General features: G+C 36.0%; 24 protein-coding genes. 8 read left to right on the forward strand and 16 right to left on the reverse strand.

Translation table 11 applies throughout. The features are described 5' to 3' along the window. Positions 1-11 precede the first annotated feature (11 nt). The 6 genes from alr to IGI65_RS00490 all read right to left on the reverse strand — a co-directional run bounded on the left by alr (position 12) and on the right by IGI65_RS00490 (position 8474). Positions 12-1130, reverse strand: a complete 1119-nt coding sequence (alr, locus tag IGI65_RS00465; RefSeq protein WP_438772898.1) for an alanine racemase — start codon at positions 1128-1130, stop codon at positions 12-14. A 31-nt stretch (positions 1131-1161) separates the two neighbouring features. Beyond that, positions 1162-1512 (reverse strand): holo-ACP synthase, encoded by a 351-nt coding sequence (gene acpS / locus IGI65_RS00470; protein WP_438772899.1) that lies wholly within the window; start codon positions 1510-1512, stop codon positions 1162-1164. A gap of 299 nt (positions 1513-1811) precedes the next feature. Continuing rightward, positions 1812-3344 (reverse strand): degradosome RNA helicase CshA, encoded by a 1533-nt coding sequence (cshA, locus tag IGI65_RS00475; RefSeq protein ID WP_071865225.1) that lies wholly within the window; start codon positions 3342-3344, stop codon positions 1812-1814. Positions 3345-3687: 343 nt separating this feature from the next. Further along, positions 3688-5193: a glycoside hydrolase family 1 protein gene (locus IGI65_RS00480; RefSeq protein ID WP_438772900.1), complete on the reverse strand. Its 1506-nt coding sequence runs from the start codon at positions 5191-5193 to the stop codon at positions 3688-3690. Then, complete coding sequence (locus IGI65_RS00485; protein ID WP_438772901.1) at positions 5193-6632, reverse strand: glycoside hydrolase family 1 protein; 1440 nt, start codon at positions 6630-6632, stop codon at positions 5193-5195. Before IGI65_RS00485 ends, IGI65_RS00480 begins: the two co-directional genes overlap by 1 nt. Further along, the gene (locus tag IGI65_RS00490) at positions 6633-8474 is read right to left on the reverse strand and encodes a beta-glucoside-specific PTS transporter subunit IIABC (RefSeq protein ID WP_438772902.1); all 1842 of its coding nucleotides are present in this window, start codon (positions 8472-8474) and stop codon (positions 6633-6635) included. A 107-nt stretch (positions 8475-8581) separates the two neighbouring features. Between IGI65_RS00490 and IGI65_RS00495 the strand changes: the two genes are divergently transcribed. Beyond that, positions 8582-9391 (forward strand): MurR/RpiR family transcriptional regulator, encoded by an 810-nt coding sequence (locus tag IGI65_RS00495; protein WP_438772903.1) that lies wholly within the window; start codon positions 8582-8584, stop codon positions 9389-9391. Positions 9392-9449: 58 nt separating this feature from the next. Here the strand turns inward: IGI65_RS00495 and IGI65_RS00500 are convergent, their stop codons facing one another. Together IGI65_RS00500 and IGI65_RS00505 are read right to left on the reverse strand one after the other, a co-directional pair. Next, complete coding sequence (locus IGI65_RS00500; RefSeq protein WP_438772904.1) at positions 9450-10796, reverse strand: UDP-N-acetylmuramoyl-tripeptide--D-alanyl-D-alanine ligase; 1347 nt, start codon at positions 10794-10796, stop codon at positions 9450-9452. A gap of 123 nt (positions 10797-10919) precedes the next feature. Beyond that, on the reverse strand, positions 10920-11981 hold the full coding sequence (locus IGI65_RS00505) for a D-alanine--D-alanine ligase (RefSeq protein ID WP_438772905.1): 1062 nt from the start codon (positions 11979-11981) through the stop codon (positions 10920-10922). Positions 11982-12233: 252 nt separating this feature from the next. Here IGI65_RS00505 and IGI65_RS00510 point away from each other — a divergent pair, with 252 nt between their 5' ends. Next, positions 12234-13952 carry an ABC1 kinase family protein gene (locus IGI65_RS00510; RefSeq protein ID WP_438772906.1) on the forward strand — a complete coding sequence of 573 codons (1719 nt, stop codon included), beginning with the start codon at positions 12234-12236 and terminating at the stop codon, positions 13950-13952. A 109-nt stretch (positions 13953-14061) separates the two neighbouring features. On the opposite strand, the gene IGI65_RS00515 is transcribed toward IGI65_RS00510, so the two are convergent. The 3 genes from IGI65_RS00515 to IGI65_RS00525 form a co-directional block, all read right to left on the reverse strand. Next, on the reverse strand, positions 14062-14511 hold the full coding sequence (locus IGI65_RS00515; RefSeq protein WP_438772907.1) for a YaiI/YqxD family protein: 450 nt from the start codon (positions 14509-14511) through the stop codon (positions 14062-14064). A gap of 112 nt (positions 14512-14623) precedes the next feature. After that, complete coding sequence (locus IGI65_RS00520) at positions 14624-15286, reverse strand: ABC transporter ATP-binding protein (RefSeq protein ID WP_438772908.1); 663 nt, start codon at positions 15284-15286, stop codon at positions 14624-14626. 33 nt (positions 15287-15319) lie between these two features. Further along, entirely contained in the window at positions 15320-16837 is a 1518-nt protein-coding gene (locus IGI65_RS00525) for an ABC transporter permease (RefSeq protein WP_438772909.1), read from the reverse strand. A 148-nt stretch (positions 16838-16985) separates the two neighbouring features. Between IGI65_RS00525 and IGI65_RS00530 the strand changes: the two genes are divergently transcribed. Further along, positions 16986-17663 (forward strand): response regulator transcription factor, encoded by a 678-nt coding sequence (locus tag IGI65_RS00530; protein WP_438772910.1) that lies wholly within the window; start codon positions 16986-16988, stop codon positions 17661-17663. A gap of 3 nt (positions 17664-17666) precedes the next feature. Then, complete coding sequence (locus tag IGI65_RS00535; RefSeq protein ID WP_438772911.1) at positions 17667-18977, forward strand: sensor histidine kinase; 1311 nt, start codon at positions 17667-17669, stop codon at positions 18975-18977. Positions 18978-19239: 262 nt separating this feature from the next. Here the strand turns inward: IGI65_RS00535 and IGI65_RS00540 are convergent, their stop codons facing one another. The 4 genes from IGI65_RS00540 to IGI65_RS00555 form a co-directional block, all read right to left on the reverse strand. Further along, positions 19240-20199, reverse strand: coding sequence for a Gfo/Idh/MocA family protein (locus IGI65_RS00540; protein WP_438774392.1), 960 nt, complete (start codon positions 20197-20199; stop codon positions 19240-19242). Between the two features lie 242 nt (positions 20200-20441). Then, on the reverse strand, positions 20442-20957 hold the full coding sequence (gene lacB / locus IGI65_RS00545) for a galactose-6-phosphate isomerase subunit LacB (protein WP_438774393.1): 516 nt from the start codon (positions 20955-20957) through the stop codon (positions 20442-20444). A gap of 18 nt (positions 20958-20975) precedes the next feature. Beyond that, the gene (gene lacA, locus IGI65_RS00550) at positions 20976-21401 is read right to left on the reverse strand and encodes a galactose-6-phosphate isomerase subunit LacA (protein ID WP_438774394.1); all 426 of its coding nucleotides are present in this window, start codon (positions 21399-21401) and stop codon (positions 20976-20978) included. A 30-nt stretch (positions 21402-21431) separates the two neighbouring features. After that, positions 21432-22226 carry a DeoR/GlpR family DNA-binding transcription regulator gene (locus IGI65_RS00555; protein WP_438772912.1) on the reverse strand — a complete coding sequence of 265 codons (795 nt, stop codon included), beginning with the start codon at positions 22224-22226 and terminating at the stop codon, positions 21432-21434. A 183-nt stretch (positions 22227-22409) separates the two neighbouring features. Between IGI65_RS00555 and IGI65_RS00560 the strand changes: the two genes are divergently transcribed. The 4 genes from IGI65_RS00560 (at position 22410) to IGI65_RS00575 (ending at position 25021) form a co-directional block, all read left to right on the forward strand. Continuing rightward, positions 22410-22901 carry a PTS sugar transporter subunit IIA gene (locus IGI65_RS00560; protein ID WP_438772913.1) on the forward strand — a complete coding sequence of 164 codons (492 nt, stop codon included), beginning with the start codon at positions 22410-22412 and terminating at the stop codon, positions 22899-22901. 5 nt (positions 22902-22906) lie between these two features. After that, entirely contained in the window at positions 22907-23209 is a 303-nt protein-coding gene (locus tag IGI65_RS00565; protein WP_438772914.1) for a PTS sugar transporter subunit IIB, read from the forward strand. Positions 23210-23241: 32 nt separating this feature from the next. Then, positions 23242-23544, forward strand: coding sequence for a PTS sugar transporter subunit IIB (locus IGI65_RS00570; protein WP_438772915.1), 303 nt, complete (start codon positions 23242-23244; stop codon positions 23542-23544). A gap of 70 nt (positions 23545-23614) precedes the next feature. After that, positions 23615-25021: a PTS galactitol transporter subunit IIC gene (locus tag IGI65_RS00575; protein WP_438772916.1), complete on the forward strand. Its 1407-nt coding sequence runs from the start codon at positions 23615-23617 to the stop codon at positions 25019-25021. A 518-nt stretch (positions 25022-25539) separates the two neighbouring features. On the opposite strand, the gene IGI65_RS00580 is transcribed toward IGI65_RS00575, so the two are convergent. Continuing rightward, the gene (locus IGI65_RS00580) at positions 25540-25866 is read right to left on the reverse strand and encodes a DUF960 domain-containing protein (protein ID WP_071864334.1); all 327 of its coding nucleotides are present in this window, start codon (positions 25864-25866) and stop codon (positions 25540-25542) included. Between the last annotated feature and the right edge of the window lie 103 nt (positions 25867-25969).

Genomic DNA, 25969 nt, shown 5'->3' on the forward strand with positions numbered 1-25969 from the left:
TTAACTCATCCTCATTCAATATATTCCCGTGGTACTCGTGACGAAAAGCCACAAGCAACTTCGTAGTGAATTGTTTCTAATTTATCTGCAACTTGTTGTAACGTAACTTCCTGATTGCCATTTTTTCCAATCAAAGTTACCTTTGTTCCCACAGGCACTTTTTCAGGCAAGCGGATCATAATTTGATCCATGCACACACGGCCGACAATTTCGCAAAAGTTACCATCTACTAAAACTTGAAATCCCTGTAATTTTCGTAGCCAACCGTCAGCATAGCCAATTGGTACAGTGCCAATCCATTCTTCTTTTGGTGTAATATACGTTTCACCATAGCCAATGCCTGAATCTTTTGGTAGTTGTTTTACTTGTACTACTTGAGAAACTAACTCTAACGCTGCTTTTAATTCATAAGGTGTTTTTAAAGATTCACCAGCAGGATTTAATCCATATAATGCCACACCATACCTTACCAGATTACCCACTGGCTCATGCCATAGGGCTGTAGCACTATTACTATCGTGAATATAAAGAGGACGGTAGGGTAATTGTTCCAAAATAGTTAAAAAGCGATGTTTTTGAGTCTCATAATAGGTTTTATCAGCTTGATCAGCAGTGGCAAAATGAGTAAAAATCCCTTCCCATTCTATTTGCGGGATAGACTCCATTAATCGAACTGCTTCATTGACACTTTCTGATGCCAAAAAACCAATTCGGCCCATTCCAGTATCAACTTTTAAGTGAACTTTTAACGGCCGTGGCAACTGCTCTACTTTTAGTAGTGTTGCTACCTCATTTAACCATTCCAACGTTGTTACTGGAAAAGCTAAATCATATTCACTCAATAATTGGATATAGCTTGCTTGCACTACCCCTAAGATTAAAATAGGCTGGGTGATACCAGCTTCCCGCAATTCAATGCCCTCATCAATCGTAGCGACGCAAAAACCATTGGCGCCACCTTTTAAAGCAGCTTTGGCTACAGCTACGGCACCATGTCCATAACCATTAGCTTTGACGACTGCAAAAAGGTTCATTTGAGGCGGTAATTTTTGGATAATATTCTCAGTATTTTGGGTAATAGCCGTTAAATTGATGATTGCTTTAGTTGGGCGATGAATCGATGTAACCAAGCTTTTTTCCTTCTTTCTATCCTAAAAAACATTACTCTGCTAATAAAATTTGCGCAAATGCCATTTCATCAGTATGCGTAATACTAACAAAAACTTGTCCTTTATGAGGTGAAGCAGTCATTGTGGGGGCTCCTAGTGCATCGGGAAGGATTTCCAGCTCTTTGAAAGTCACTTTCCCAATCCCTGTGCCCCAAGCTTTAGAAAATGCTTCTTTACAGGCATAGCGGCCACCTAAAAATTCTATTTGTCTTTTAAGGGACAACCCTTCAAAAATCGCTAATTCTTTGGGCGTTAAAACGCGACTGGCAAACTGTGGCTTTTCGGTGATAATCTTTTTAATTCGACTTAATTCAACAGCGTCAATGCCGATTCCTCTTATCATTTATAGACTCCCGTATCGCAATTATCCTAAAATCCTAAGCGTTAATTTTTTACTAGTATTATTCTACCAAAAGTTGCGAGAAAAACCATCAAAAGACTTCACATCTTTCAAAAAACTGTAACAGATTATTATAATGTGAATTTTGTTCAAACTCAAGCGTAACGCAAACAACAGCATTATGTAAACCCTTTTTTAATAAAAAATGGGAAAGATTTGCTAAATAAAAATTTATATTTTTGTTAATAAATAAAAAGCAACGAATCAATTTAGTTTGACTCGTTGCTTTTAGATTGATTGGCTTAATCTTGGTTATTCCGAATAACGAAATTACGCTTACTGCCACCATCATTTTGGCGACGGTCATCGCGACGGCGATCGTTGCGTTTTTGACCTTCTTTATTGTAGTGGCTATTTTTATTTTTATTGCGGTAATTGCCACCTTCTTTGCGGTTGCGGTTGTTACCCCCACCGCCACCACGACGATTGTTTTTATTAAACCCTTTTTTACCACTTGGTAAAGGACGCTCTGGTGTAATTTTCACCGGCACAGCATCTGCTGGATCTTTGGCAATCGTTTTTAGCAATAAAGCAACTAAAACTTCTGGATCATAGCCTTCAATTAGTTTTTCAGCGGTAGTCATGTAACGTTCCAAACCGTTTTCTTTTAAGCCGTCTTCAATCTGTTGTACGGCAGCTCCTAATTGACCTTTAAAGGCTTCTTTTTCGGTTGGTGGACGTAATGGAGACATCCGTTTTTTCGTTAGGTTTTCAATAACATGTAAGTAACTCATTTCATTTGGTGTGACAAAAGTAACTGACATGCCACCTTTACCGGCACGACCGGTACGACCAATACGGTGAACGTAACTTTCAGGATCTTGAGGAATATCGTAGTTATAAACGTGTGTAACCCCGGAAATATCTAAACCACGGGCAGCAACGTCTGTAGCAACTAAAATATCTAATTGACCAGATTTAAACGCACGCAAAACGCTCATACGTTTTTGTTGTGATAAATCACCATGAATGCCTTCTGCACGATAGCCACGAGTTTCTAAACCACGGGCTAATTCATCTACCCGACGTTTTGTCCGACCAAATACAATTGCAAGCTCTGGCGTTTGAACGTCTAATAAACGTGTCATAACATCGAATTTTTCAAAATCTTTGGCCCGAACATAATATTGATCAATCAAGTCTGCAGTCATTTCTTTAGCTTTGATTTGCACATGTTCAGGATCTTTCATAAATTTCACGCCAATATTTTTAATAGCTGGGGGCATCGTTGCAGAAAATAGTAAAGTTTGGCGTTCTGCAGGAACTTGGGAGATGATTTTTTCGATATCTTCTAAAAAGCCCATATTCAACATTTCGTCTGCTTCGTCTAAGACTAATGTCCGAACTGTTCCTAATTTCAATGTGTGACGGTTAATGTGGTCAAGCATCCGACCAGGTGTCCCAACAACAATATGGGGACGATCTTTTAAGCCACGGATTTGGCGACCAATATCAGCGCCACCATAAACGGCTTGAACGCGAATTTTTTTATCCCGTCCTAAACGGTACAATTCTTCTTGTGTTTGAATCGCAAGTTCGCGGGTAGGGGCAATAACAAGACCTTGCAATGTGTGATTGTTGGTATCGATTTTTTCCAACATTGGAAGACCAAAGGCGGCTGTTTTACCAGTACCTGTTTGTGCTTGGCCGATTACATCGCGTCCTGCTAGTGCTAGAGGAATTGTTGCTTCTTGAATAGGGGTTGCTTCTTCAAAGCCGGCCCGTTCGACAGATTGCAATAATTCAGGTGATAAATTAAGTTCGTTAAATTTCAAAAGTTTCCTCCTTGAGATGTGGTTCTTATCTAATGTATTTGATGCCCTCTACCGAAAATAACTCTCGGCAGCCTGCTGCCAAATAGCAAAAGAGGAAGGCCAAAAGAGGCACAATCAAAAAGCTGAGTTCACTCACAAAGCAGTAACACTGCTTTTGCTCATTCATTGTCTACTTTTGTACCGTCCTCTTAACTTCAAAAAGTGAGATTCACTTTACCCTTGATTTTCGGTATCGTGTCATTTTAACATAGAATGAAATTTTCAGCAAGTTTTCAATTCTATATAATACTTTTTTCACGTAACTAAATAAAAAGCGGCCTTTTTGCATCGGCCGCTTTTTTAATTATTGATGCATATTCATTTTTTCTGGATTTCCTACTTCTTCATATAGTACCGCTCCATTTGTTTCAATTACTTTTTGATACCAATAAAAAGAATCTTTTTTTATTCGATTATAAGACCCTCGTCCTAAATCATCCAAGTCTACATAGATAAACCCATAACGTTTTGACATTTGGGAAGTCGAGGCACTAACAATATCAATACATCCCCATGTTGTATAACCCATTACTTCTACGCCAGATTTAATGGCTTCATTTACTTCTTTAAAATGATTTTTAAAATATTCAATACGATAATCATCATGAATTTTTCCATTGCTGAGCTTATCTATTGATCCAATACCACTTTCTACAATAAAAAGTGGTAGCCGGTATCGATCGTACATATCAATTAGAGAAATACGTAGGCCAATTGGATCAATTTGCCAACCCCATTCACTAATATCTAAATAAGGATTTTTAACACTTGTTACTAAATTTCCACCAACTTTTTCCATATGTTCTTCATCAACGCTTTTAATCATTGACATATAGTAACTAAAAGAAACAAAATCTACAGTATAAAGTTTTAAGATTTCTTCATCTCCAGGAAGTATTTCAACATGAATTCCTTTTTCTTTCCAATAATTTTTAACGAATTGAGGATATTCCCCAAATACTTGCACATCTGCGTAAAAATAATTTTCTCGATTATGCTGTTGTGCTAGTAAAACGTCTGCTGGATTAGAAGTTAGAGGATAAGCAAGAGTTCTCGTCATCATACACCCAATCTGATTGGTTTTATCAATTTTTTTTGCTAATTTAGTAGTAATTGAGCTAGCTACAAACTGGTGATGTAGCGCTTGATAAATAGCTTCCTCTGCTTCTTGTTTACCAGAGTACTTTTCTTCCACAACGCCTACCGTGGTAAACGGATGACGAAAGACGCTGTCAATTTCATTAAATGTTAACCAATAATTAACGTACTGGCTATATTCTTTCAAGCAAATTTCTGCATAATGAGTAAACATTTCCACAACTTCTCTTGATACCCAGCCATCATACTCATTGACTAAATATAGTGGCATCTCATAATGTGATAATGTTACGATTGGCTCAATTTTATTTTCCCGCATAGATTTAAATAAACGATGATAAAAAGCTATACCTTCTTTATTGGGACATTCTTCATTACCATTAGGAAACAATCTTGTCCAAGCAATTGAAACTCTTAAACTTTTCATTCCCATTTCATTAAACAACGCCAAATCATCTTCGTAACGATGGTAGAAATCAATTCCATGACGCTTCGGAAAAAAGGTCTCATCATTTGTCGCCATCGCTTCTTTTATTTGTGCGGGTGATACATGCCACTGACTAACATAATCTTTCACATCAGTTTCGGGTTTATATTTGGCAACATCTGCTACAGATAATCCTTTACCGCCAACATTCCATGCTCCTTCAGCTTGGTTTGCAGCAATGGCTCCTCCCCATAGAAAATCTTTAGGAAAATAACTTTTCATCATTAAATGACCACACCTTCTCTTACAAATTTTGAATAGTCTAAATTGTTTCCATTTGTTTTAATTATTTGTTGATAATAATCAAAACTTGCTTTCTTTTCTCGCGCAAGTGTACCTGTACCATCATTTTTACGATCTACATATATAAAACCATACCGTTTTTCCATTTCCCCAGTTCCAGCAGACACTATATCGATTGGACCCCACCATGTATAACCAATAATTTCACAACCATCTTTAATTGCTTCTTCCATTTGTTCAGCATGAGCTTTTAAATAAATCATACGATCTTCGTCAATAATTTTTTTATTTTCAATCTTTTCATCCCGTAAGCCAATTCCATTTTCAACAATAAAAAGAGGTTTTTCATAACGATCAGTTAGTTCGTTACATACATAGCGTAAAGCTGTTGGATCAATGGGCCATCCCCAAGGAGTTTCTTCTAGATATGGATTCTTTTTACCTAAAAGCCCTCCTGTATTCCCCAATATCTTCATTCCCGCTTCGTGTAAAGAACTTCGATAAAAACTAAAACCTAAATAATCACAAGTTCCTTTTTCAATAATAGTGAAATCATCCGACTGAGTTTCTAAATGTAAATTATTCTCTTCTCTAATTCGCTCAAAATAACTTGGATATTTTCCTCGTAATTGAACATCACTATAAAACAATGAACGTCTTCTTAGTTGGTAAGACTCCAACACGTCTTTTGGGGAACACGTGGCAGGATAAATCGGACTAAGAGATAACATGCATCCCATTTGATTGTCAGGATCAATTTGCTTTGCTGCTAACACTGCTTTCGCACTAGCAACAAACATATTATGGCTGGCTTGATACATATCATTTAGTTTTTGCCATTCATCTTCTTTTTCCACATTAATTCCAGCTGCAATCAATGGTAATGTATGCGTGTGATTGATTTCATTAAAGGTCATCCAATATTTCACTTTTCCCTTATATCTTTCAAACAATGTTTGCGCATAATTCTCATAGAAATTAATCAGTTGGCGATTTTTCCAACCGCCATATTTTTCAACAAGATATAATGGTGTTTCAAAATGAGAAATTGTTATCACAGGTTCAATTCCATTTTTTAGTAACTCATCAAATAAGTTGTCATAAAAACGCAATCCAGCTTCATTTGGTTCATCCTCATCTCCTTTTGGAAAAATTCGTGACCAAGCAATAGAAGTACGTAAACATTTCAATCCCAATTCTGCAAATAAGGCGATATCTTCTGGATAACGATGATAGAAATCTATTGCTTTATGATTAGGATAAAATTCATCTACGTCTATATCATACGAAATATTTTCAAAGCGATCTGATCCAACTGGTAAAATATCCGCAACACTTAAGCCTTTGCCGTCCTCTTGATAGGCGCCTTCAGCCTGGTTTGCAGCAATTGCGCCACCCCACAAGAAATTTTTAGGAAACATTTATACTGCACCTCCAGCTAAGTGAATTTCTTTAATATCAAATTTAACTGGTTCTGATAACTCGTTTCCGTTTGTCACAACAACCATTGTCGTTGCATCGTAACCGGCAGCTTGCAATGCTTTAAAATCAACTTCACCAATAATCATTCCTTTTGTAACTCTAGAGCCAGCAACACATGAAATATCAAAGTATTTACCATTTAGTTCCACAGTATTAATTCCAATATGAACTAACACCTCTAAACCGTTATCACCTTTGATACCAATAGCGTGTTGTGTTGGAAATACTGTTTCAACCACACCAGAAATAGGAGCATAAATTTGATTACTTTTGGGAATGACAGCAAAGCCTTCACCCATTGCTTTTGTAGAAAAAACAGGATCCTTTACCGACTCAATTTGGATAACTTCACCATCAACAGGAGATGATAATTTTTCGTCTTCTTTTTTCACTTCTTCAATTTTTTCATCTAAGCCTAAAATATAAGTCAAGATTGCACTTAAAAAGAAGGCCATCGCAATACCAATACAATAAATTGGAAAAGTTTCGCCAAAAAATGCTGGCAATGTGGTTAATGCGGGAAACACGTAGACTATAGCTTTTGTCTTCATTGCCCCCATAAATGCACCTGCAATAGCGCCGGCGATGATTTGTGCAATTAAAGGTTTTTTATATTTTACTGATAAACCGTAAACAATTGGTTCCGTAATTCCACCTAAGAGTGCTGGAACAAGTGAAGATAATGCTAACGATTTGGTTTCTTTATTTTTAGTACGGAAAAACACACCTAATGCTGCACCCGCACTTGCAAATGTAGCAGCCGCAACCATCGGACGAATAATATCATACCCATATGTCGCTAAATTATTAACCATAATTGGCACAACACCCCAATGAATTCCAATCATTACTAATAGTGTCCAGCCACCACCAATAACTAAACCTGCTAACAAGCCACTACGTTCACTAATAATGTTAATTAGACTGCCTAATCCATCACCAAGGTAAACGCCAACTGGTCCAATGACCATTACTGTTAGAGGAACCATAATTAGCAAGGCAACCATTGGCAATAAAAATATTTCTAGACTTTTCGGAATAAAACGTTTTAAAATTTTTTCTAATTTCGAATATACAAAGATTGAAATAATAGCAGGGATAACCGTCCCGGAGTAACCCATTAAAATTGCGGGCAATCCTAAGAAGTCGACAGTTACACCATTTGCTGTGACTAAAGCAGTGAAGTTTGGCTCTAATAAGGCCGCTACAATCGCCAAAGCTACAAATTGATTAGCTTTAAAAACACGTGCTGCACTTAAAGCTAAAAACAAGGGCAAAAAATAGAAAACACTATTTCCTGTTGCAGATAGAATTTTATAAGTGGAAGACTCAGCACTCATAAAATTATAAGTTGTTAACACTACTAGTAATGCTTTAATCATTCCTGCCCCTGCTAATGGCATAATAATTGGATTGAAGATTGAAGAAAGTGTATTAAAAAATCTTAGAAAAATATTTCCTTCTTTTTCTTCCTCGCTATTGGTAGTAATCTCATCATTATTATCTGACCCCAATGCACTTTTGATGTTATAGCGTGCCATTATTGTGTTGAATACATTTTCTACTTCATTACCAATAACAACTTGATATTGATTATTGGCTTCGACAACAGATAAAACACCAGCAAGTTCTTTTATTTTACTGGTATTTTGTTGCGCTATGCTTATATCTTTCAATTTAAAGCGTAATCGCGTGATACAATGATACAAACTATTGATGTTTTGTTCTCCACCCACAAGTGTTACAATTGAATCAGCTAAATCATTGTAGTTTCTACTCATTTATTTTCTCCCCTTTGTCTTTATTGACTTTACTTTAAACTATAAAGCGGTTCCAAATTAGAAAGTTCGCAATTTGGAAACCTATTCAAAAAATGAGGTAATTGATTATGGGATTACTTATTATTCGTCTACTCACTCTGATTAACAATGAAAAAATTGATTCTACTTTCTTTCATATTGCCAGCACGCTGATTGAAAATTATGCTGTTATCGCACATAAAAGTATCAGTGAAATGGCAGCTATATGTAACGTATCTAAATCTACTATGTCTAAGTTCGCCCGAAAAATTGGTTTTGATGATTACTATGATTTAAAAGACCATGCTCCTTTTATTGAAGATCGTTATCAAAACAAACTAAACTATCTAACGAATATTATTTCTACCATTGAAACTGAAGGAATTGATACCTACTTCGAAGCAGTCGAAAAAGACATTCAAGCTATAAAAAAAGCTTTGGATATGGATATTATTAATGAAATTGCTTTAGACTTAATCAAATATAGAAAAGTCGCTTCATTTGGTTTACTTTTTTCTGAATCTGCCGCCTTGGATTTACAGTACAAACTGGCTTACAACGGAAAATTCATTTATACATTTCAAGATGATAAAAAACAAGAAGAATTTATCCGTAATGCCAAAGATGATACTTTAATAATTATTTTTTCTAACTCAGGAAACTTTTTACGTCAACAACAATTGGAACAAGGAAACCCACAAAAAAATTTGTTTCGCCACACTAAAGCAAAACTGATTGCAATCACCTCAGATAAAGCGATTAACCAACTAGATTATGTAGATCAGGCTCTTATCTTTCCTCACAGCACTTCCATTCAAACTCATGCATTTTTATATCAAGTCATTATGGATATTATCGTGTCGCGTTACCGTTACTACCTCCAACAAGGTAGTATTTAAACTAAAACCACAATAAAAAAGCCCCCTTAAAAAAAAGAGGGCTTCTTTATTTACTTTTTTAAATCAATGCGGCAACCACTTCTGTTAGTCCCATACCATTACTTCCTTTTAAAACAATGGTATCAGTAGGTCTTAACTCCGCTTGCACCATTTTAAGCAACTCCGTCTTATTTTCTTTATCAAAATGATAGACCATTAAGTGACTATCCATTTGCGTTAAAGCATTAAATAAAGATTTCATTTCACTGCCGTATAAGAAAATGACACTGAAGCGGTCATCAATATGATGTGCCATCTTCGCATGCATTTTTTTTGAATCAGGACCCAACTCCAACATATCCGCTAGGACTGCTAATTTACGTCCGTTTGTTTTTAAATTAGCGACTGTATCTAAGACTAATCCCATAGCAGTTGGATTGGCATTATACACATCACTTAAAATTTGAGCACCGTTTTTAGCTGTCAGCCACTCTGTTCTATTTTTAGTTAATTGAAATTCAGCTAACCCTTGTTTAATATTTGCTAAAGACACACCAAAATATTTTCCTAAAGCATACGCAATCAATGCATTTTTGACATTATACCCTCCAATAACGGGAATCGTGTATTCTGTCTTGTGAATCATAAATGTTGTTTTAGCTTTATCCTCTTTTGTAATAGTTGCTGTTAAATCGCCTCTATCTAAGCCAAAATTAGTGATTTCTTGTGGTAAATCAGCAATAAGTGGCGTTAATAAAGGTTCATCAGCGGGAATCACCAACAAGCCATCCCGTTTTAATCCCGCAGTAATTTCCATTTTTGCTTTGGCAATCCCGGCACGAGAACCTAAATTTTCAATATGAGCTTCACCAATAATTGTAATTGCCGCAGCATCTGGTTGAGCTAATAAAGAAAGTTCTGTTAATTCTCCTGCATGGTCCATCCCCATCTCCAACACCAAAACTTCGCAATCTGCTGGCATATGCAAAATCGTATAAGGCATGCCGATATTGTTATTATAGTTGCCTTGTGTTTTATAAGTATTAAATTGCGTCGCCATTACCGCAGCGGTCATATCTTTCGTTGTTGTTTTTCCGTTACTGCCTGTAATTGCCGCAACTTTTGGATTGACCTTTTGCAAATAGTACTGTGCTAAAGTTTGCAATGCCGCTAAAACATCAGCAACTAAAATGACAACCATATCCGTTGGCGCATCTTTTAAATCTCGACTCCAAAATGTTGCGACTGCCCCGTTTTCTTTTGCGGCAACGACAAAGTCATGGCCGTCTCGTTCACCAGCTAAAGGAACAAATAAACCACCACTTGTAATCTTACGACTGTCAAATTCAACACTTGAAATAAGTGATTCATCGCGAATTTCTGCTTGCTCAAATAAAGCTGCAATCTCTTTAATTGTTAAATTCATTTTCTGCTCCATTCTAAACATATTCCTAAAAAATTAAGCTAAACTTTTAACTAAAAACTAAACTAGCCTTTTTGTATCATAAAAAAGGTGAGATGTTCTGCAAAGAATCATCTCACCTTTTCTTTATTTCACGTCGGTTAAAAAGCTTTGCCGTTGTTCATAACGTTTTAGTGCTAATTGAATCAACTCTTCAATTAAGTCACCATATTTTAGCCCCATTTTTTCCCATAGTGAAGGATACATACTGTACTGGGTGAACCCGGGCATTGTGTTTAATTCATTTAAAAACAATTCATTTTTATTGGTTAAAAAGAAATCGCAACGAGACAAACCACTGCCACCTAACATAACGTAAGCTTTTTTGGCAAATTCCTGTGCTTTTTGCTGTACATCTTCTGTCACTTCCGCTGGAATTTGCATGACAATTTGGTTGTCGATATATTTTGAATTATAGTCATAAAAAGCGACATCTTTGACAATTTCACCTGCTAAAGTTGTACGGACATCTTCATTTCCTAAAATAGCAACTTCAATCTCACGCGCTTCAATGCCTTGTTCTACAATCGCTCTTGTATCGTATTTATAGGCTTCTTGTAAGGCATTTTGTAATTCTTCTCTGTTTTCAGCTTTTGAAATTCCCACTGAAGAACCCATGTTAGCTGGCTTCACAAACATTGGATATAATAATGTACCTTCACATTGTTCAAAAATTTGTTTTGGATTTTCTTTCCACAAATTTTTCAAAACTGGTACATAAGGTACTTGCGGAATACCAGCAGCCTGTAAAATATATTTGGTCATGATTTTGTCCATGCCACAAGCACTCGTTAAAACACCTGCACCAATATAAGGCATATCAATAGTTTCTAAGAAACCTTGAATCGTTCCGTCTTCACCATTTGGTCCATGTAATAACGGAAAGACAACCGCATTGTCTTCTTTAATCATACTTGGTGAAATAATTTCACCAGTAGCATCTTCTGTGTCCCATGTTAATTTTAGTACAGAATCATTTTTTGGTTTTTCCGTCAGCAACGGTCCTTTGACCCACTTGCCATCTTTTGTGATGAAAACTAGTTGGACTTGATAGTAGTCGTAGTAAATAGCATTCAGCACTGAAAAAGCTGAAAGAATTGAAACATCATGCTCGGCACTGCGACCGCCATATAATAATACGATTTTCAAAAGTATTTCCTCCCGTGATCAACTCACATCTTTTTGTCTCTCACATTTTAGCACAAAAATGCCCTTTACGACATATTATTTCCAAACTAGTAACTGAAGGCAGAAAACTATTCTTTCTAAAACAAGCGGGAAATGCTAGTTTCTCCTGCTTATCTGGCTGAATTATTTGTCACAAAAACGTTTAAACAGTACCATAGAAGAAAAGAAACCTTGTTTGATTTAAAAGCGCCATATACATAAGGAGGTGTAAAAGTGAGCCAAGAAATTTCTAAAAAGAAACGGCTACAAACCATTATCACAGTCTTTACTAAGTATAAAGTCATTCAAAATTTTAGCCAACAAAAAAATCCCGCAGCAGTTCGCACTGCTTTTGAAGAATTGGGACCGACCTTTATTAAAATTGGCCAGATGCTATCTGTGCGCACTGACTTACTCTCAAAAGACTATATTAAAGCATTTAAAAGTTTACAAGATAACGTGAAAAGTGATGATTTTAGTAAAGTAAAAACACTTTTAGAAAATGAATGGGGCTTTGCTCTGACAGAGATTTTTAGTGAATTTACAAAAACAGCTTTTGCTTCTGCATCCATTGGTCAAGCTCATAAAGCTACCTTAAAAAATGGACAAAAAGTCATTGTTAAAGTACAACATCCTGGTATTATTGAGGCAATTAATGTTGATTTAGCCTTATTTGAAAAAGCGATTCCCTTAATTTCAAAAATCCCTGAAACGAGCGTTATTGATTTGCGGAGCGTTTTAAGAGAAGTACGCACTTCTTTAGATAATGAAACTGATTTTTTAAAGGAAAGCCAAAATGCCGATCGTTTTTATAAAAACAATAATAATTGGCGAGAAGTAAAAGTTCCTCAAGTTTTTCATAAATACTGTACCAAAAAAGTTATCGTTTTAGAATTTATGCCCGGTAAAAGCTTACGCTATTTAATTGACGCCCCCAAAGAGGACATCGCCTACGGTAGCGTCACTAATAAGGAATTAAAGAAAAAAATTGGCTTATTGTTAGTCAAATCTTTTATGAAACAAGTTTTTGAAGATGGTTTTTTTCATGCTGATCCACACCCTGGTAATCTTTTTTTACAAATGGTTTCTAGTTCTGAAAATGTTCCTAAAGAACGAGTTGGCCGCTTTGGTCCTTTTGGCTACGAAGCTACTTGGCAAACACCAAAAAACTTACCGCCGTATCGCGTCATCTACTTAGATTTTGGTATGATGGGAAATTTAAACAATACGTTAAGAGGGAAGTTAACCGATGCCGTAATTGCTCTTTATACTCAAGATACAGCTGCCGTAGCCCAAGCTGTTTTGCGTTTATGTCGGCAGGAGGGACCATTTGATGAATACCGTTTTCATGATGAGCTGGAGGAATTTTTAAGCGAATACTATCATCTTTCACTAAAGGAAATTGATTTACAACAAGTCCTAAGCCAAGTTATCGGCATTTGTCATGCGAATAACCTCCAAATGGATCAGTCTGTCACTATGTTAATTAAAGCCTTTGGTACTTTAGAAGGTGTTGTGGAAGAATTAGACCCTGAACTTTCAATGATGGAAGTGTTACAAAATTTTGCTCAAAAATATTTTTTCAAACAATTCGATTTAAAGGAAGAAGCCAAACGACAAGGTCTAACGTTATTTAAAAACTTACGCAATTTACCGAAATTGCCAGAAAAAATCAGTAACGCCCTTGATACTGTCAGTAACGGTAAAAGTCGCGTCAACTTAGAAATTAACGATCAAAAACAAATTTTAGATCGCCTAGAGGCAATGGTCAATCGGATTGTCATCGCCGTAGTCTTAGCCGCGGTAATTTTAAGTTCTTCTTTATTGGTTGTTTCAAGCCCAGATGCACAACCCAGATTTGTTGATAACTTAGGCATATTTGGCTATACAGCAGCCTTTATAACGATTTTGTTATTAGCAATTGGCTATCTCTATCGTCGTTTCAAAAAATAAGTGAGTAATCTTCAAGGTTGTGAAAGAAGCTGCTTCTGTCCCACTGTTTATTCGAAAAAAAGAGTTTGTGACAAGACTTTTGTCACAAACTCTACTAATAGGAGCTTTTTTAATTTACCTCTTTTATGAGCTGTTGTTCCATCATATTTGTAAAAGCCTGTCGATCTACTGGAGTAAAAGCTTTGGGTCCTTTTGTGCGCTGCCCAGCTTTTCTTAACTGTGCGCCTAAATAACGTTGCTCTAATAGTTGATCGATTGTTTCAGGTAAATATTCTTTACCATTATGATGAAAAACCCGTGCGCCTTTTGGCAAAACTAATGAAGCCAGACCATAATCTTGGGTGATTACCCAATCATCTGATTTAATTTCTTTTACAATGCGATAATCCGCACTATCGGCCCCTTTATCTACATAAATAAACTGAACAAAATCTGGATAGGTTTCTGTTGTATAATGATCGACACTGGTTACAATTAACACTTTTTTATGATACTTTTTGGCTAAAGCAATCACTTCTTTTTTTACCGGTGAACCATCACCATCCACTATAAAGCGCATCTTTTTTCTCCTTTATGCTTGCAATTATAATCTTCTCATTTAGTATGAGGGATAATTATTTTTTTAGCAAATAAGGAGTGGGGCTACATTTACTCATTAGATACGAAATGGTCTAACGAATAAGCTCGTGAAATTCTTTATTCTTTAATTCGTAAACCGCATCGCAAGCTGCTGCTACTTCTTGTTCATGAGTAACTAAAATAATACATTTATTTTGTTCGTGGGCAATTTTTTGAAATAAGGCGACAATATCTTTTGAAGTATTCTCATCTAAGTTTCCTGTTGGTTCATCTGCGACAATTAAACCATGATCACAACATAACGCCCGCACAATTGCTACTCGTTGTTGTTGCCCCCCAGAAAGTTGCGTTACTTTTTTATGGGCTAAATCATTGGTAATACCCACTTGCGCCAAATTATCTAACGCATAAGCCTTAGGATCGCTTTGTTGGGTTTTAGCAATTGCCATTGCCGTTAAAACATTATCTACCGCAGACATATAAGGTAGTAAATTATAAGCTTGAAAAACAATGGAAACATCTTTACGGCGATATTCCTGTAACCCAATTTCTTTTAAAGATTGATTATTATATAAAATTTTTCCTGCTTTTGGCGTGTCTAATCCTGTAATTAAGGATAAAAAGGTCGTCTTACCTGAACCGCTACTCCCTAAAATTGCGTAAAGTTTACCTGCTTCAAAATTCAAGTTTACGCCTTCAAATAAAGGGCCATCTGGTTCATACCAATAGCCTAAATCTTCTGTTGTTAGCATCATTTGTGGTTTCCTCCATTAATTATTAATTTGGTTTTACGAAACTAAAATCTTTTTCGGATTTAAACGTAAAATTCCGACACTTGCTAATAAAATAGCAAACATACTGATAAATAAGCCCATTGCGGCTAAACTAGCAATTTCAGTTGGGGAGACACTAATTTTCAGTTCTTTTACAGCTTCACTTGTTTGTAACGCATTATTAAAGCCACGTTGCATCCCTGGTCCTTTATTGCCATTTGGAGCTTGCATTGTTTGTCCATCTGGTTTTTCACCTTGTGCATTCCCACCAGGCCCCATGTTAGTATTAGCCACTTCTGTTGTTTCACTTTGTTGGGCTAGTAGCTGATTGCCAACCGCATTCCCAACGACATTGCCACTAAATGTTGCAATCACTAAGGCAAAAAGCATACACACGAAAATTTCACTAAAGAATTGTAAAATAACTTTAAAACGTGATTCTCCCAATGACAACAACACCCCGATTTCATAACGACGTTCACGAATTGTTAACATTACGATTAAAGTCAAAATAATGACACCGGCAACTGCTACTAGCAAAATAATATTTTTAGCAAAACTCGCGACATTATTTAATGGCTGTAACATTTGTTGATACATTTGATCATTGGTTTGTAAGCTATACGTGTCCGTATCAATTAATTTGCTAGCTTCTTTCACAAAACTATCCATTTCTTTTGGATCAGATAAATCATAAACAGCCGAGTCAATCGTATCGGTTGCATCACTACCTTTTAACTCATTGGCTAAGGTATAAGAAGTGAAAATCGTATTAGCTGGATTCATAAAGTTAAAACGCATCCCCATGCTTGTTCCGCTATCACTTGTTTCATAAATGCCTTTGACTTTAACAGTAACGTCTTTATCATCACTATCTTTTACTTTGAACGTATCACCGACTGTTAAATCATTGGCTTGTGCAAGAGAAGACTCAATTAAAACATTATTACTATTCTCATCTGCTTGTGTTAACGCCTCTCCTGTTGTAATTTTGGCCGTCCCAGCAGCAAAACTAGAATAAGCACTACTTTCTAAAACACCAGTAATCTGAAAGTCTCCTTGTGACATTTGAGCTTTTCCACCTGGCATCTGACCGGCTGGTCCATTAGCAGAATCTTCACTATCAGAATCTTCACTACTTTGCTCACTATCACTAGAAATCGGCTCAATACCACTACTTTTATCAGCCGAGGTGCTCACTTCAAAGGAGTAAGACTTCACCCCAGATAAAGCTGCAATTTTTTTAGCGTCACTTAATTTCACTGGTGTCATTTCAAAACTACTAGGATCTGGTTTTTCACTTTCACTAGTATTACTGTCATTATCTGTTTTAAACATCCCCTGGCGATTTGTCGCAAGCGTAACAGTTGCGCCTACGCTTTTTTTAGCATTTTCACTCGCTACTTCTGTTGCACTTTTAATTGTTAAGCCAGCTAAAACAAAAATTAAAATCGCTGCAAAAACAGCAATTAATAAAATACTGCGGCCTTTTTTGGCCCAAAGACTTTGATAAGCCCGTTTTAAAAAGTTCATTTTATGTCCTCCAGTTATTTTTGATGTGTTGTAACCCTAGCTTATTTACACGAGCTTAAATCTAGCTTAAAGCCAATCAGAGATTTTAAAAAAGTAAATTAAGTTTCATTTAGGGTAAACATGATAAAATAAACACGAGGTGAAGAATATGCTGAAACTACTGATTGTGGAAGACGAACAGACACTATCTGATAATATAAAAGAAATTATCCAGCCTTTAGGCGAAATCACCCAAGTTTTTGATGGGGAAACAGGCTTATTTGAAGCACAAAGTAATATTTATGATGTCATTTTATTAGATTTAATGCTGCCAGAAATAAACGGCTATGAAGTCTTAGCTCAGCTACGGGCACAAAATATTCAGACGCCTGTTTTGATTTTAACTGCTAAAGATGGCATTGATGATAAAGTAACTGGTTTTCAAAAAGGAGCCGACGATTATCTGACAAAACCTTTTTACCGTGAAGAATTATTGTTACGGGTAAAAGCATTGTTAAAGCGCTCCTTAGGCTTATATGAAGAGAGTAGTTTAACTTATGGTCCGATTAGTTGTAACTTACAAAGTAACCAAGTGACTTTCCAGGAGACTGTTTTACCTATTCAAGGAAAAGAATTTGAACTGCTCGTTTACTTTATTCAAAATAAGGGCGTCATTTTAACGAAAGAACAAATCTTTGACCGTATTTGGGGATTTGATTCAGATACAACCATTACGGTGGTAGAAGTTTATATGAGTAATTTACGTAAACATTTAAAGCCAACTGGTATTGCCAATGACTTCAAAACGTTGCGAAATGTCGGTTATTTGTTGCAAGAACAGGGGTAAAAGATGAATACAGAAATTTCAAAAAAACAACGTCGCCAATTCTTTTTATTAAATGCTGGCGCATTTGCGCTTATTTTTCTTTTGTTAGGATTTATTGTGTTACAGCTGCTACAAAGCTCAGCTTATCGTCAAACTGATGAATCTTTAAAAAATATTAGCCAAGATGAGCGTACGATTACAACTGAGATTACCCGACTAAAAGAAGATAATCCTTTCTTAATGCAAAAATCAGATCTACCGCCTTTAGGAAACCGTAACAACCGCTTTAACTCACAAATAATTTTGTGGAGTGCTGATGGTAAAATTTTAAATAAAGCCGTCTTGGGAGGTCGATTTACCGAACTACAGAATTTGAAACTATCAGTCAACAATTTAGCGACGATTCAAAGTGTTAACGTAAAAAATGATGATCAAACCCTTCATTTTCGTTCGATCACGCGCAAACTAGACACGCCACAAGAAGATGTTGCTTATATTCAACTGTTGGAAAACACTGATCAAATTGATGAGTCTTTGCGAACTTTCAAAACCATTTTAATTGTGTGTATGGTTCTTTTTTGGCTAATTTCGTTGGCGGTCAGTTATTTTATCTCTAAAAAAAATATGGCGCCGATTATTAAAGCATGGCAAAAGCAACAAGAATTTGTCGAAAATGCTTCCCATGAATTACGAACCCCTCTTACAATTATTCAAAATAGTTTACAAAAGTTGTTTACTACACCAAACGAAACGATTTTAGAGCAGTCTGAACCCATTGCCCAAGCCTTAAATGAAACCAGACGACTGACTTCTTTAACAAACGACTTGCTAACAATTGCCAGAAGTGACGCCAACGAAACAACGCTAGCTTTAAACAATTTGCAAACACAACCTTTTATTACCCAACTAGCTAAACCGTTTCAAGAAATTGCTAATTTAGAAAATAAATTTTTTATTTTAGAAAATTACGCCAACGAAAACGTGCTAGTCGACGAAAAAAAGATTCATCAACTCTTGGTGATTCTTTTAGACAATGCACTAAAATACACGCAAGAAAAAGATAAAATCATCCTACTTTCCCAGATTACCCATGATGATTGGCTACTGGAGGTGCGTAATACTGGGGCGAACATTAGTGATGAAGATAAACAACAAATCTTTGAACGTTTTTATCGGGAAGAACGTTCCCGCAATAAAAATAGTGGTGGTTTTGGTCTAGGACTAGCTATCGCACAACAAATTGTTAAGGAACATCACGGCAAACTGACTGTCCATGACTTAAATCCTAAAGGTGTCATTTTCCGCGCTAAAATTCCATTAAAAAATAGAACATAGAAAGCTTCATGAACTCGTTTAGCTCTCAAGCAATAAGATGGAATTTTAATAAATTGCTTTTCAAATTTCTTCAAATTTCGGCTTATTGCCGTAGAGGGTTAGTTCATGAAGCTGAATTAGAAAAAGCTTCATGAACTCGTTCAAAATGCTGGCAATAAGAAAACACAACGTCTTATTTTTGAAAACAGCTCTTTCTTTCTACCAAAAAAAGCTCATATCGGTTAACAAAAATTCATTTGCTTAACCGATATGAGCTTTTTGACTATTCCTTGAGCCATTTTTGATATTGGTTTTCCACTAATTCCACCGTTTCAATGGTTAAAGAGGGGGTCATCACAGGACTAGTTAATAAGCCTTGTTTTAAACATTCATTGACATGATCTACTTCAAAAGCAAATTCACTGCTAAAAGGAATATGCAAATCTTCTCTTCCTTCATTAGTATAAATAGTGGCGACTTGTGTCTTCCAAAAATTAGGAATCTCAATTCGGCCTTTGGTACCATAAATTGTCATCCCATTATCTGTGCCAAATTCCGTCGTGATAAAAATATTGGCCAAAATAGTCTCACCAAATTTCAAACTCAAATCACTTTGTTTATCAGACCTTCCCTTTGGCATTACTGCATTTCCTTTTACGTTTTGATAATTTTCATCCGTAATAAAATGCATATAATGAAGGGGATAGCTTCCAGAGCCATGCAAAGTCCCCCCACCAGATTCAAGACTTGGGAACCATTTAACATGGTCAATATGAGGGTAAGAAGTAAGCGAACGCATCAATTTTATCTCCCCGATTTTCCCAGCCTGAATTGCTTTTTTCACCGCTAAAGTAATCGGCAGAAAAACTGCTTTTTGGGCCTCCATTAAAAAAAGTTTTTTTTCTTTGGCTAAGGCAAATAATTCTTTTGCTTCAGCTGCAGATAAAGTGAAAGGTTTTTCCAATAAAACCGGTTTTCCTGCCATTAAAGCTTGTTTAGCAGTTTCAAAATGGCCTTTATTGTAAGTGGCAATATAGATGATATCAATTTCTTGATCGGCAAACATTTCGGCATAACTACCATAAGCTTTAGGAATATTAAGTTCTGTGGCAACTTTTTGTGCTTTAGCAAGTTCTCTTGAAGCAATGGCTGAAACCTTTCCTTCTTGACTAGCACGAATTCCGGCTACAAAACGGGGAACAATTGACGCTGTACTGACAATACCATACGAAATTGACATAATGACTCCTTTCTAAAAAAACAAGCTTTTATTTTCTCAGACTTAACGTTACCAATAAAAGTTACTAAATTTTTTTATTACTAAAAACTTCACACATAAAGCATTGTGACTAAATTTGGAACTATTTAGTATGAAACGAATAAAAGAGTCAACAGTTGCATTCAACCGTTGACTCTTTACAACTATAATTAAAATTTAACAGAAGAAAGTTAATTTTACAAAAATCTCATCTTTTTATAGACAAGTTAGTCGTGGTACTCGCCACGATCCCATTTTTCTAAAAATTCATCAAAATAATGGGGATCTGCTTGGTCTGGTTTTTCCCCTTCGACAGCATTGATTTTTGCAATTAATGCTTCATTTTCTGGCGTTTTTTGATAATCGGCTTTAATGAACGCTTCAATAATATCATTAATTAAAAATTCACCTGTAATCTTACCACCAAAACCAATGACATTGGCATTTAATTGTTCTTTGGCATAAATGGCAGTCGTCATATCTCGTACTAAAGCTGCCCGGATACCTGGAACTTTATTGACTGAATTGGTAATCCCTACGCCAGTGCCGCAAATCGTTACGCCTAAATCCGCTGCGCCACTTGTGACTGCTTCGCCGACCCGTTTCCCATAAATTGGATAATGCGTCCGGGTAAAATCATACGTCCCACAATCGATTACTTCATAACCTTTACTTTTTAAAAAATCGGAAACAGCGATTTTCGTATCTGTGACAATGTGGTCACAACCAATTGCAATTTTCATCATTATTCCTCCATTTTATTACGCCATTTTATTTAACATATCTACACGAATTTGATGACGTCCACCATCATAATGTGCTGCTAGAAATTCTTTAACGATATTTTTAGCTAGTTCTTCGCCGACAATTTCTGAACCAATAGTAATCATGCGGGCATTGTTATGTTCTCTTGTCATATAAGCGGAACGTTCATCGGAAACTTCAGCTGCGACCATACCTTTCACTTTAGTTGCAACCATAAAACTGCCAGCGCCATAACCATCAAAAGCAATACCCATTGACCCATCATTTGCTTTAATATCTGCGGCAATCGCTAAAGTAGAATCAACAAAGTCCGCTCCGGCTACTGTCTTATCTACGACTTCATAACCTTCACTCACTAAGTAATCCTTTATGACATTTTTTAATTTTTCTCCTTGTGCGTCAGCACCAATTACAACACGCATCATATTTCCTCCTTTTTACTATCTAATTGGCTAACTATAGATAGTCGTATATTGTTGGTATTTATTTTTGACAGCTTCTTCAATACTTTTATCCGTAAATAAGGCATCTATATCTCGTAAATTGAAAAAGTTATAAAAATCACTTCGATTAAATTTATGTGCATCAGCCACTAAGTAACGTTTTTTAGCCTGATTCAAAACTAATTGTTGAAACTTACCTTCTTCAATATTGAAAGTTGATACATATTCTGCCATTAGTCCGTTCACGCCCACAAAAGCTTTCTCAATACTCAATTTTTGTATGGTCTCGTTAGCAATTGAACCCACAAAAGCGCCTGTCTTCTTACGGTAAGAACCTCCAACTAGATACAAATCTAATTGTTCATTTTCTTGTAGTAAATTAAAAACCGGCAAACTATTGGTAACAACACGCAGATCTCGATTGATTAAATATTTTGTCATCAATTCAATCGTCGTCCCTGAACCTAAAAAAATCGTATCTCCTGATTCAATAAATTGCACCGCTTGTTTTGCAATATAATCTTTTTCTTCTATACTAATGCGTTTTTTTTCCAGATGTGAAAGTTCCAAATCATCTAAAGCTGCATTCTTCATTTCACTGGCAGTACTTGCTCCTGCTGCAAAAGATTTACTCTGCGCGCCACCGTGAACACGGATAATTTTATCTTGCTGCGCCAATTCTTCAAAATCACGGCGAATCGTCATATCAGAGACATGCAAATTTTTTCGAACAAATTGAACAGTAATTACACCATGTTGTTCACAAAGCTCTAATATGGAACGTTGTCGTTCACTTTTAAGCATATGCATCCTCCTTTCATCCTCATATTAAAACATAACAAAATATTTTTCAACAACAATCGACGATTTTATGTTTATTTTATTTCGAAATTTAGTTGACAAGCGTTTGAAAGCGATTAGATTATAATATGAGTGTAAGCAAGATTTAAACACACTATCAAACAAAAGCGAACAGGAGGAGTTATAGTGGGGAACAAAAAAGAAATCTTCGCATCAGATACTGTTTATATTTCTGATAAAACAAACCAAGAAGAAGTTTTTAATGAAGTTTATCAAGATCTGTTAAAAAAAGATTTAGTAACCGCTGATTTTATCGTGAATTTAATTGAACGTGAATTAAACTATCCAACTGGATTAGATATGACCCCAGTTGATGCAACATTACCGAATATTGCTATCCCCCATACTGAAAGCGAATTCGTCAAAACAACTCGAATCATTCCGGTTAAACTAAACCATAAAATTAAGTTTCATAATATGATTAGTCCCGATGAGGAACTATCGGTTTCATTTTTATTTATGATTTTAAACGAAGATGGCGAAGCACAAGCAGGATTATTAGCCGATATTATGGATTTTATTAATGCAACAGATCGTAAAAAAATGCTGGAATTCTTCACTTATGAAGATCCAAATCAAATTTATCAATTTTTAGTAGAAAATTTTAAAGGAGAGTAATTAGAATGGTCAAAATTTTAGCAGCATGTGGCGCAGGGGTTAATTCCAGCCACCAAATTAAAAGCGCTTTAGAAAACGAATTGAACAAACGTGGGTATCAAGTAAGTTGTGATGCCGTTATGATTAAAGACATTAATGAAGAAATGTTATCTCACTATGACATTTTCGCACAAATTGCCAACACTGATTTAGGCTTCCCGATTAATATTCCTGTCGTTGATGCTGGTGCAATTCTTTACCGCATTCCAGCCATGGCCGAACCTGTTTATGCCCAAATGGAAACAGCTATTAAACAAGTCCAAAATTAAGTTTACTTTAATTAAGAAAGGAAGAAAAAAAGATGGTCAAAATTTTAGCAGCATGTGGCGCAGGGGTTAATTCCAGCCACCAAATTAAAAGTGCTTTAGAAAGCGAATTGAAAAAACGCGGTTATCAAGTAAGTTGTGATGCCGTTATGATTAAAGACATTAATGAAGAAATGTTGTCTCACTATGATATCTTCGCACAAATCGCCAACACTGATTTAGGTTTCCCGATTAATATTCCTGTCGTTGATGTTGGTGCAATTCTTTACCGCATTCCAGCTATGGCTGAGCCTGTTTATGCTCAAATGGAAGCCGCTATTAAACAAGTGCAAAAATAATTTTTTGTGTAAACGGAGCACACTGACTTAGCTGCTGCTCCATTTACACAAAGACAGAGGAGAAGAAAAGATGAGTACAATTATTGATTTAGCCAATACAGTCTTCCAGCCTTTAATTAACTTGGGAGCTGCCCCTTTAATGACAATTGTTTTGACGCTAATTGCACTACTATTCAAAGTAAAATTCACCAAAGCGCTAGAAGGCGGTTTAAAACTGGGGATTGCATTAACTGGTATCGGAGCCATTATTAATATTTTATCGACATCATTTGCTGATGCCATGCAATCTTTTGTTGAACGAACTGGCCTTTCATTAAACATTACAGACGTTGGTTGGGCTCCTCTTGCTACTATTACTTGGGGATCACCTTATACACTTTATTTCTTATTAATTATGGTGATTGTAAACATCGTAATGTTAGTTTTAAATCGCACCAACACATTGGACGTGGATATTTTTGATATTTGGCACTTATCAATCGTCGGTTTATTTGCAATCTTTTGTGGTGCCAACTTATTCGTCGCAACAGCATTGGTTATCTTCATCGGCGTATTAAAAATTATCAACTCTGATTTGATGAAACCAACATTTAACGACTTATTAAATGCACCAGATACAAACCCTATGACCACGACACATATGAATTATATGATGAATCCAATCATTATGGTTTTTGATAAAATTTTTGACAAATTATTCCCATGGTTAGATAAATACGATTTTGACGCAGCTAAATTAAACAGCAAAATCGGTTTTTGGGGGTCTAAATTTGCCATTGGGATTTACTTAGGGATTTTCGTTGGGATGTTAGCTGGTCAAACACCAACTCAAATTTTTGCACTAGCTTTCACAGCTGCAACCTGTTTGGAGTTATTCTCAACGATTGGCGCTTGGTTTATTGCTGCGGTTGAACCACTTTCACAAGGTATTACTGATTTTGCAAGCAACAAATTAAAAGGTCGTACTTTAAACATTGGTTTAGATTGGCCATTTATCGCTGGTCGCGCTGAAATTTGGGCTGCAGCTAACGTTTTAGCTCCAATTATGTTATTAGAAGCTATGATTTTACCTGGTAACAAATTACTACCATTAGGTGGTATTATCGCAATGGGTGTTACCCCAGCATTATTAGTTGTAACTCGTGGTAAACTAATTCGAATGATCGTTATCGGTGCAATCGAATTACCTGTCTTCTTATGGTCTGGTACCTTAATGGCGCCATTTATTACCGAAACAGCTAAAAAAGTCGGCGCCTTTCCTAAAGGATTAAGTGCAGATGCTTTAATCTCACACACAACAATGGAAGGTCCTGTTGAAAAATTCTTAGCTTATCTAGTCGGTAACGCTTCTCAAGGCGAAATTACTTTTGTCTTATATGCAGCTTTAGCTTTAGTCGCTTACCTATTAATCTTTGTCTGGTATGCACGTGAAATGAAAAAACGTAATGCTGCGTATGCGGCTGAAAAAGCACAATAATTCAAATTTAGTTATTTACTACTGGCATCATAAATAAAAAGAGGCTGTGTGACAAAAACTCGTCATACAGCCTCTTTTTAATAAACGTTGAGATAGAAGTAGCTTCTGTCTCAACCGCTCTACTTTCAATTAAATTTTAGAATCACTTAGCTTAAATTAAATTGTCGCTTTCGCGTAAAATTCACTAAAATAAAAACAGTTCTAAGGAAGAACCTTAGAACTGTTTTTAACCAGTACCAAAATTGGCAGAAGCTCCGTCGTCCACTACTTTGCTTCCAACACCCTGCAAATCCGGCAGTGAAGTTTCCTTCTGGTGTCGCTGTTGGATTCGACCAAACAAGTTGGTCTTATCGACTCATCGCATGTCCACTACTCTACCTTTAAAACGTCCCCTTGTCAATCTTTTCTTTTTTCAAACGATTATGAACACAGTTAATTTCAGTAAATACTCACTTAATCAACATTCTTATCCGACAAAAAAACTCTCACCTAATCAGGCGAGAGTTTACGATAGGTATTTACTTTTGGTATTTTGTTTCACTTGGTAACAAAATCGTTTGTTGTTTGCCGTCATCATAAGCATAAACTTCTTGCGGCAATTCATAAGAAAATAAAAATGGTAAGTCAATATCCATTTCAACTTCACTGTTTTCTTGAGAAAAATGCATGGTCACTTTACCATCGTGGTTAAGCAATTCAAAAGCGATTAAATTATTCAAAGGTACTACCCCTTTTAAATCAAGGTCGATAATGAACCAAATGCTGTCAATTAATTCTCCAGGCATACTGGAAACAACGCCAACAGAAGCAAAGCGACTGCGTTTTTTATCAAATACTTCAAACAAATTCAAAACCTCCTAAGGCTGTGTTCACTACGTTAGTATCTTTTTCAAATAGCTTTTGCCATCTTCACGCGTAGAGAAAACATCAGTAATGATTCTACATCTA

The sequence above is a fragment of the Enterococcus sp. DIV0755b genome (assembly GCF_051713765.1).
Classification (GTDB): domain Bacteria; phylum Bacillota; class Bacilli; order Lactobacillales; family Enterococcaceae; genus Enterococcus_C; species Enterococcus_C canintestini.

Excerpts from the sequence above, each read along its gene's own strand:
- IGI65_RS00565 (WP_438772914.1), top strand. The coding sequence starts at position 22,907 with ATGGTCAAAATTTTAGCAGCATGTGGCGCAGGGGTTAATTCCAGCCAC.
- IGI65_RS00480 (WP_438772900.1), bottom strand. The coding sequence starts at position 5,193 with ATGATGAAAAGTTATTTTCCTAAAGATTTTCTATGGGGAGGAGCCATT.
- IGI65_RS00555 (WP_438772912.1), bottom strand. The coding sequence starts at position 22,226 with ATGCTTAAAAGTGAACGACAACGTTCCATATTAGAGCTTTGTGAACAA.
- IGI65_RS00495 (WP_438772903.1), top strand. The coding sequence starts at position 8,582 with ATGGGATTACTTATTATTCGTCTACTCACTCTGATTAACAATGAAAAA.
- IGI65_RS00535 (WP_438772911.1), top strand. The coding sequence starts at position 17,667 with ATGAATACAGAAATTTCAAAAAAACAACGTCGCCAATTCTTTTTATTA.
- lacB (WP_438774393.1), bottom strand. The coding sequence starts at position 20,957 with ATGAAAATTGCAATTGGTTGTGACCACATTGTCACAGATACGAAAATC.
- IGI65_RS00575 (WP_438772916.1), top strand. The coding sequence starts at position 23,615 with ATGAGTACAATTATTGATTTAGCCAATACAGTCTTCCAGCCTTTAATT.
- IGI65_RS00525 (WP_438772909.1), bottom strand. The coding sequence starts at position 16,837 with ATGAACTTTTTAAAACGGGCTTATCAAAGTCTTTGGGCCAAAAAAGGC.
- IGI65_RS00530 (WP_438772910.1), top strand. The coding sequence starts at position 16,986 with ATGCTGAAACTACTGATTGTGGAAGACGAACAGACACTATCTGATAAT.
- lacA (WP_438774394.1), bottom strand. The coding sequence starts at position 21,401 with ATGCGTGTTGTAATTGGTGCTGACGCACAAGGAGAAAAATTAAAAAAT.
- IGI65_RS00490 (WP_438772902.1), bottom strand. The coding sequence starts at position 8,474 with ATGAGTAGAAACTACAATGATTTAGCTGATTCAATTGTAACACTTGTG.
- IGI65_RS00570 (WP_438772915.1), top strand. The coding sequence starts at position 23,242 with ATGGTCAAAATTTTAGCAGCATGTGGCGCAGGGGTTAATTCCAGCCAC.
- acpS (WP_438772899.1), bottom strand. The coding sequence starts at position 1,512 with ATGATAAGAGGAATCGGCATTGACGCTGTTGAATTAAGTCGAATTAAA.
- IGI65_RS00500 (WP_438772904.1), bottom strand. The coding sequence starts at position 10,796 with ATGAATTTAACAATTAAAGAGATTGCAGCTTTATTTGAGCAAGCAGAA.
- IGI65_RS00485 (WP_438772901.1), bottom strand. The coding sequence starts at position 6,632 with ATGTTTCCTAAAAATTTCTTGTGGGGTGGCGCAATTGCTGCAAACCAG.
- IGI65_RS00520 (WP_438772908.1), bottom strand. The coding sequence starts at position 15,286 with ATGATGCTAACAACAGAAGATTTAGGCTATTGGTATGAACCAGATGGC.
- IGI65_RS00515 (WP_438772907.1), bottom strand. The coding sequence starts at position 14,511 with ATGCGCTTTATAGTGGATGGTGATGGTTCACCGGTAAAAAAAGAAGTG.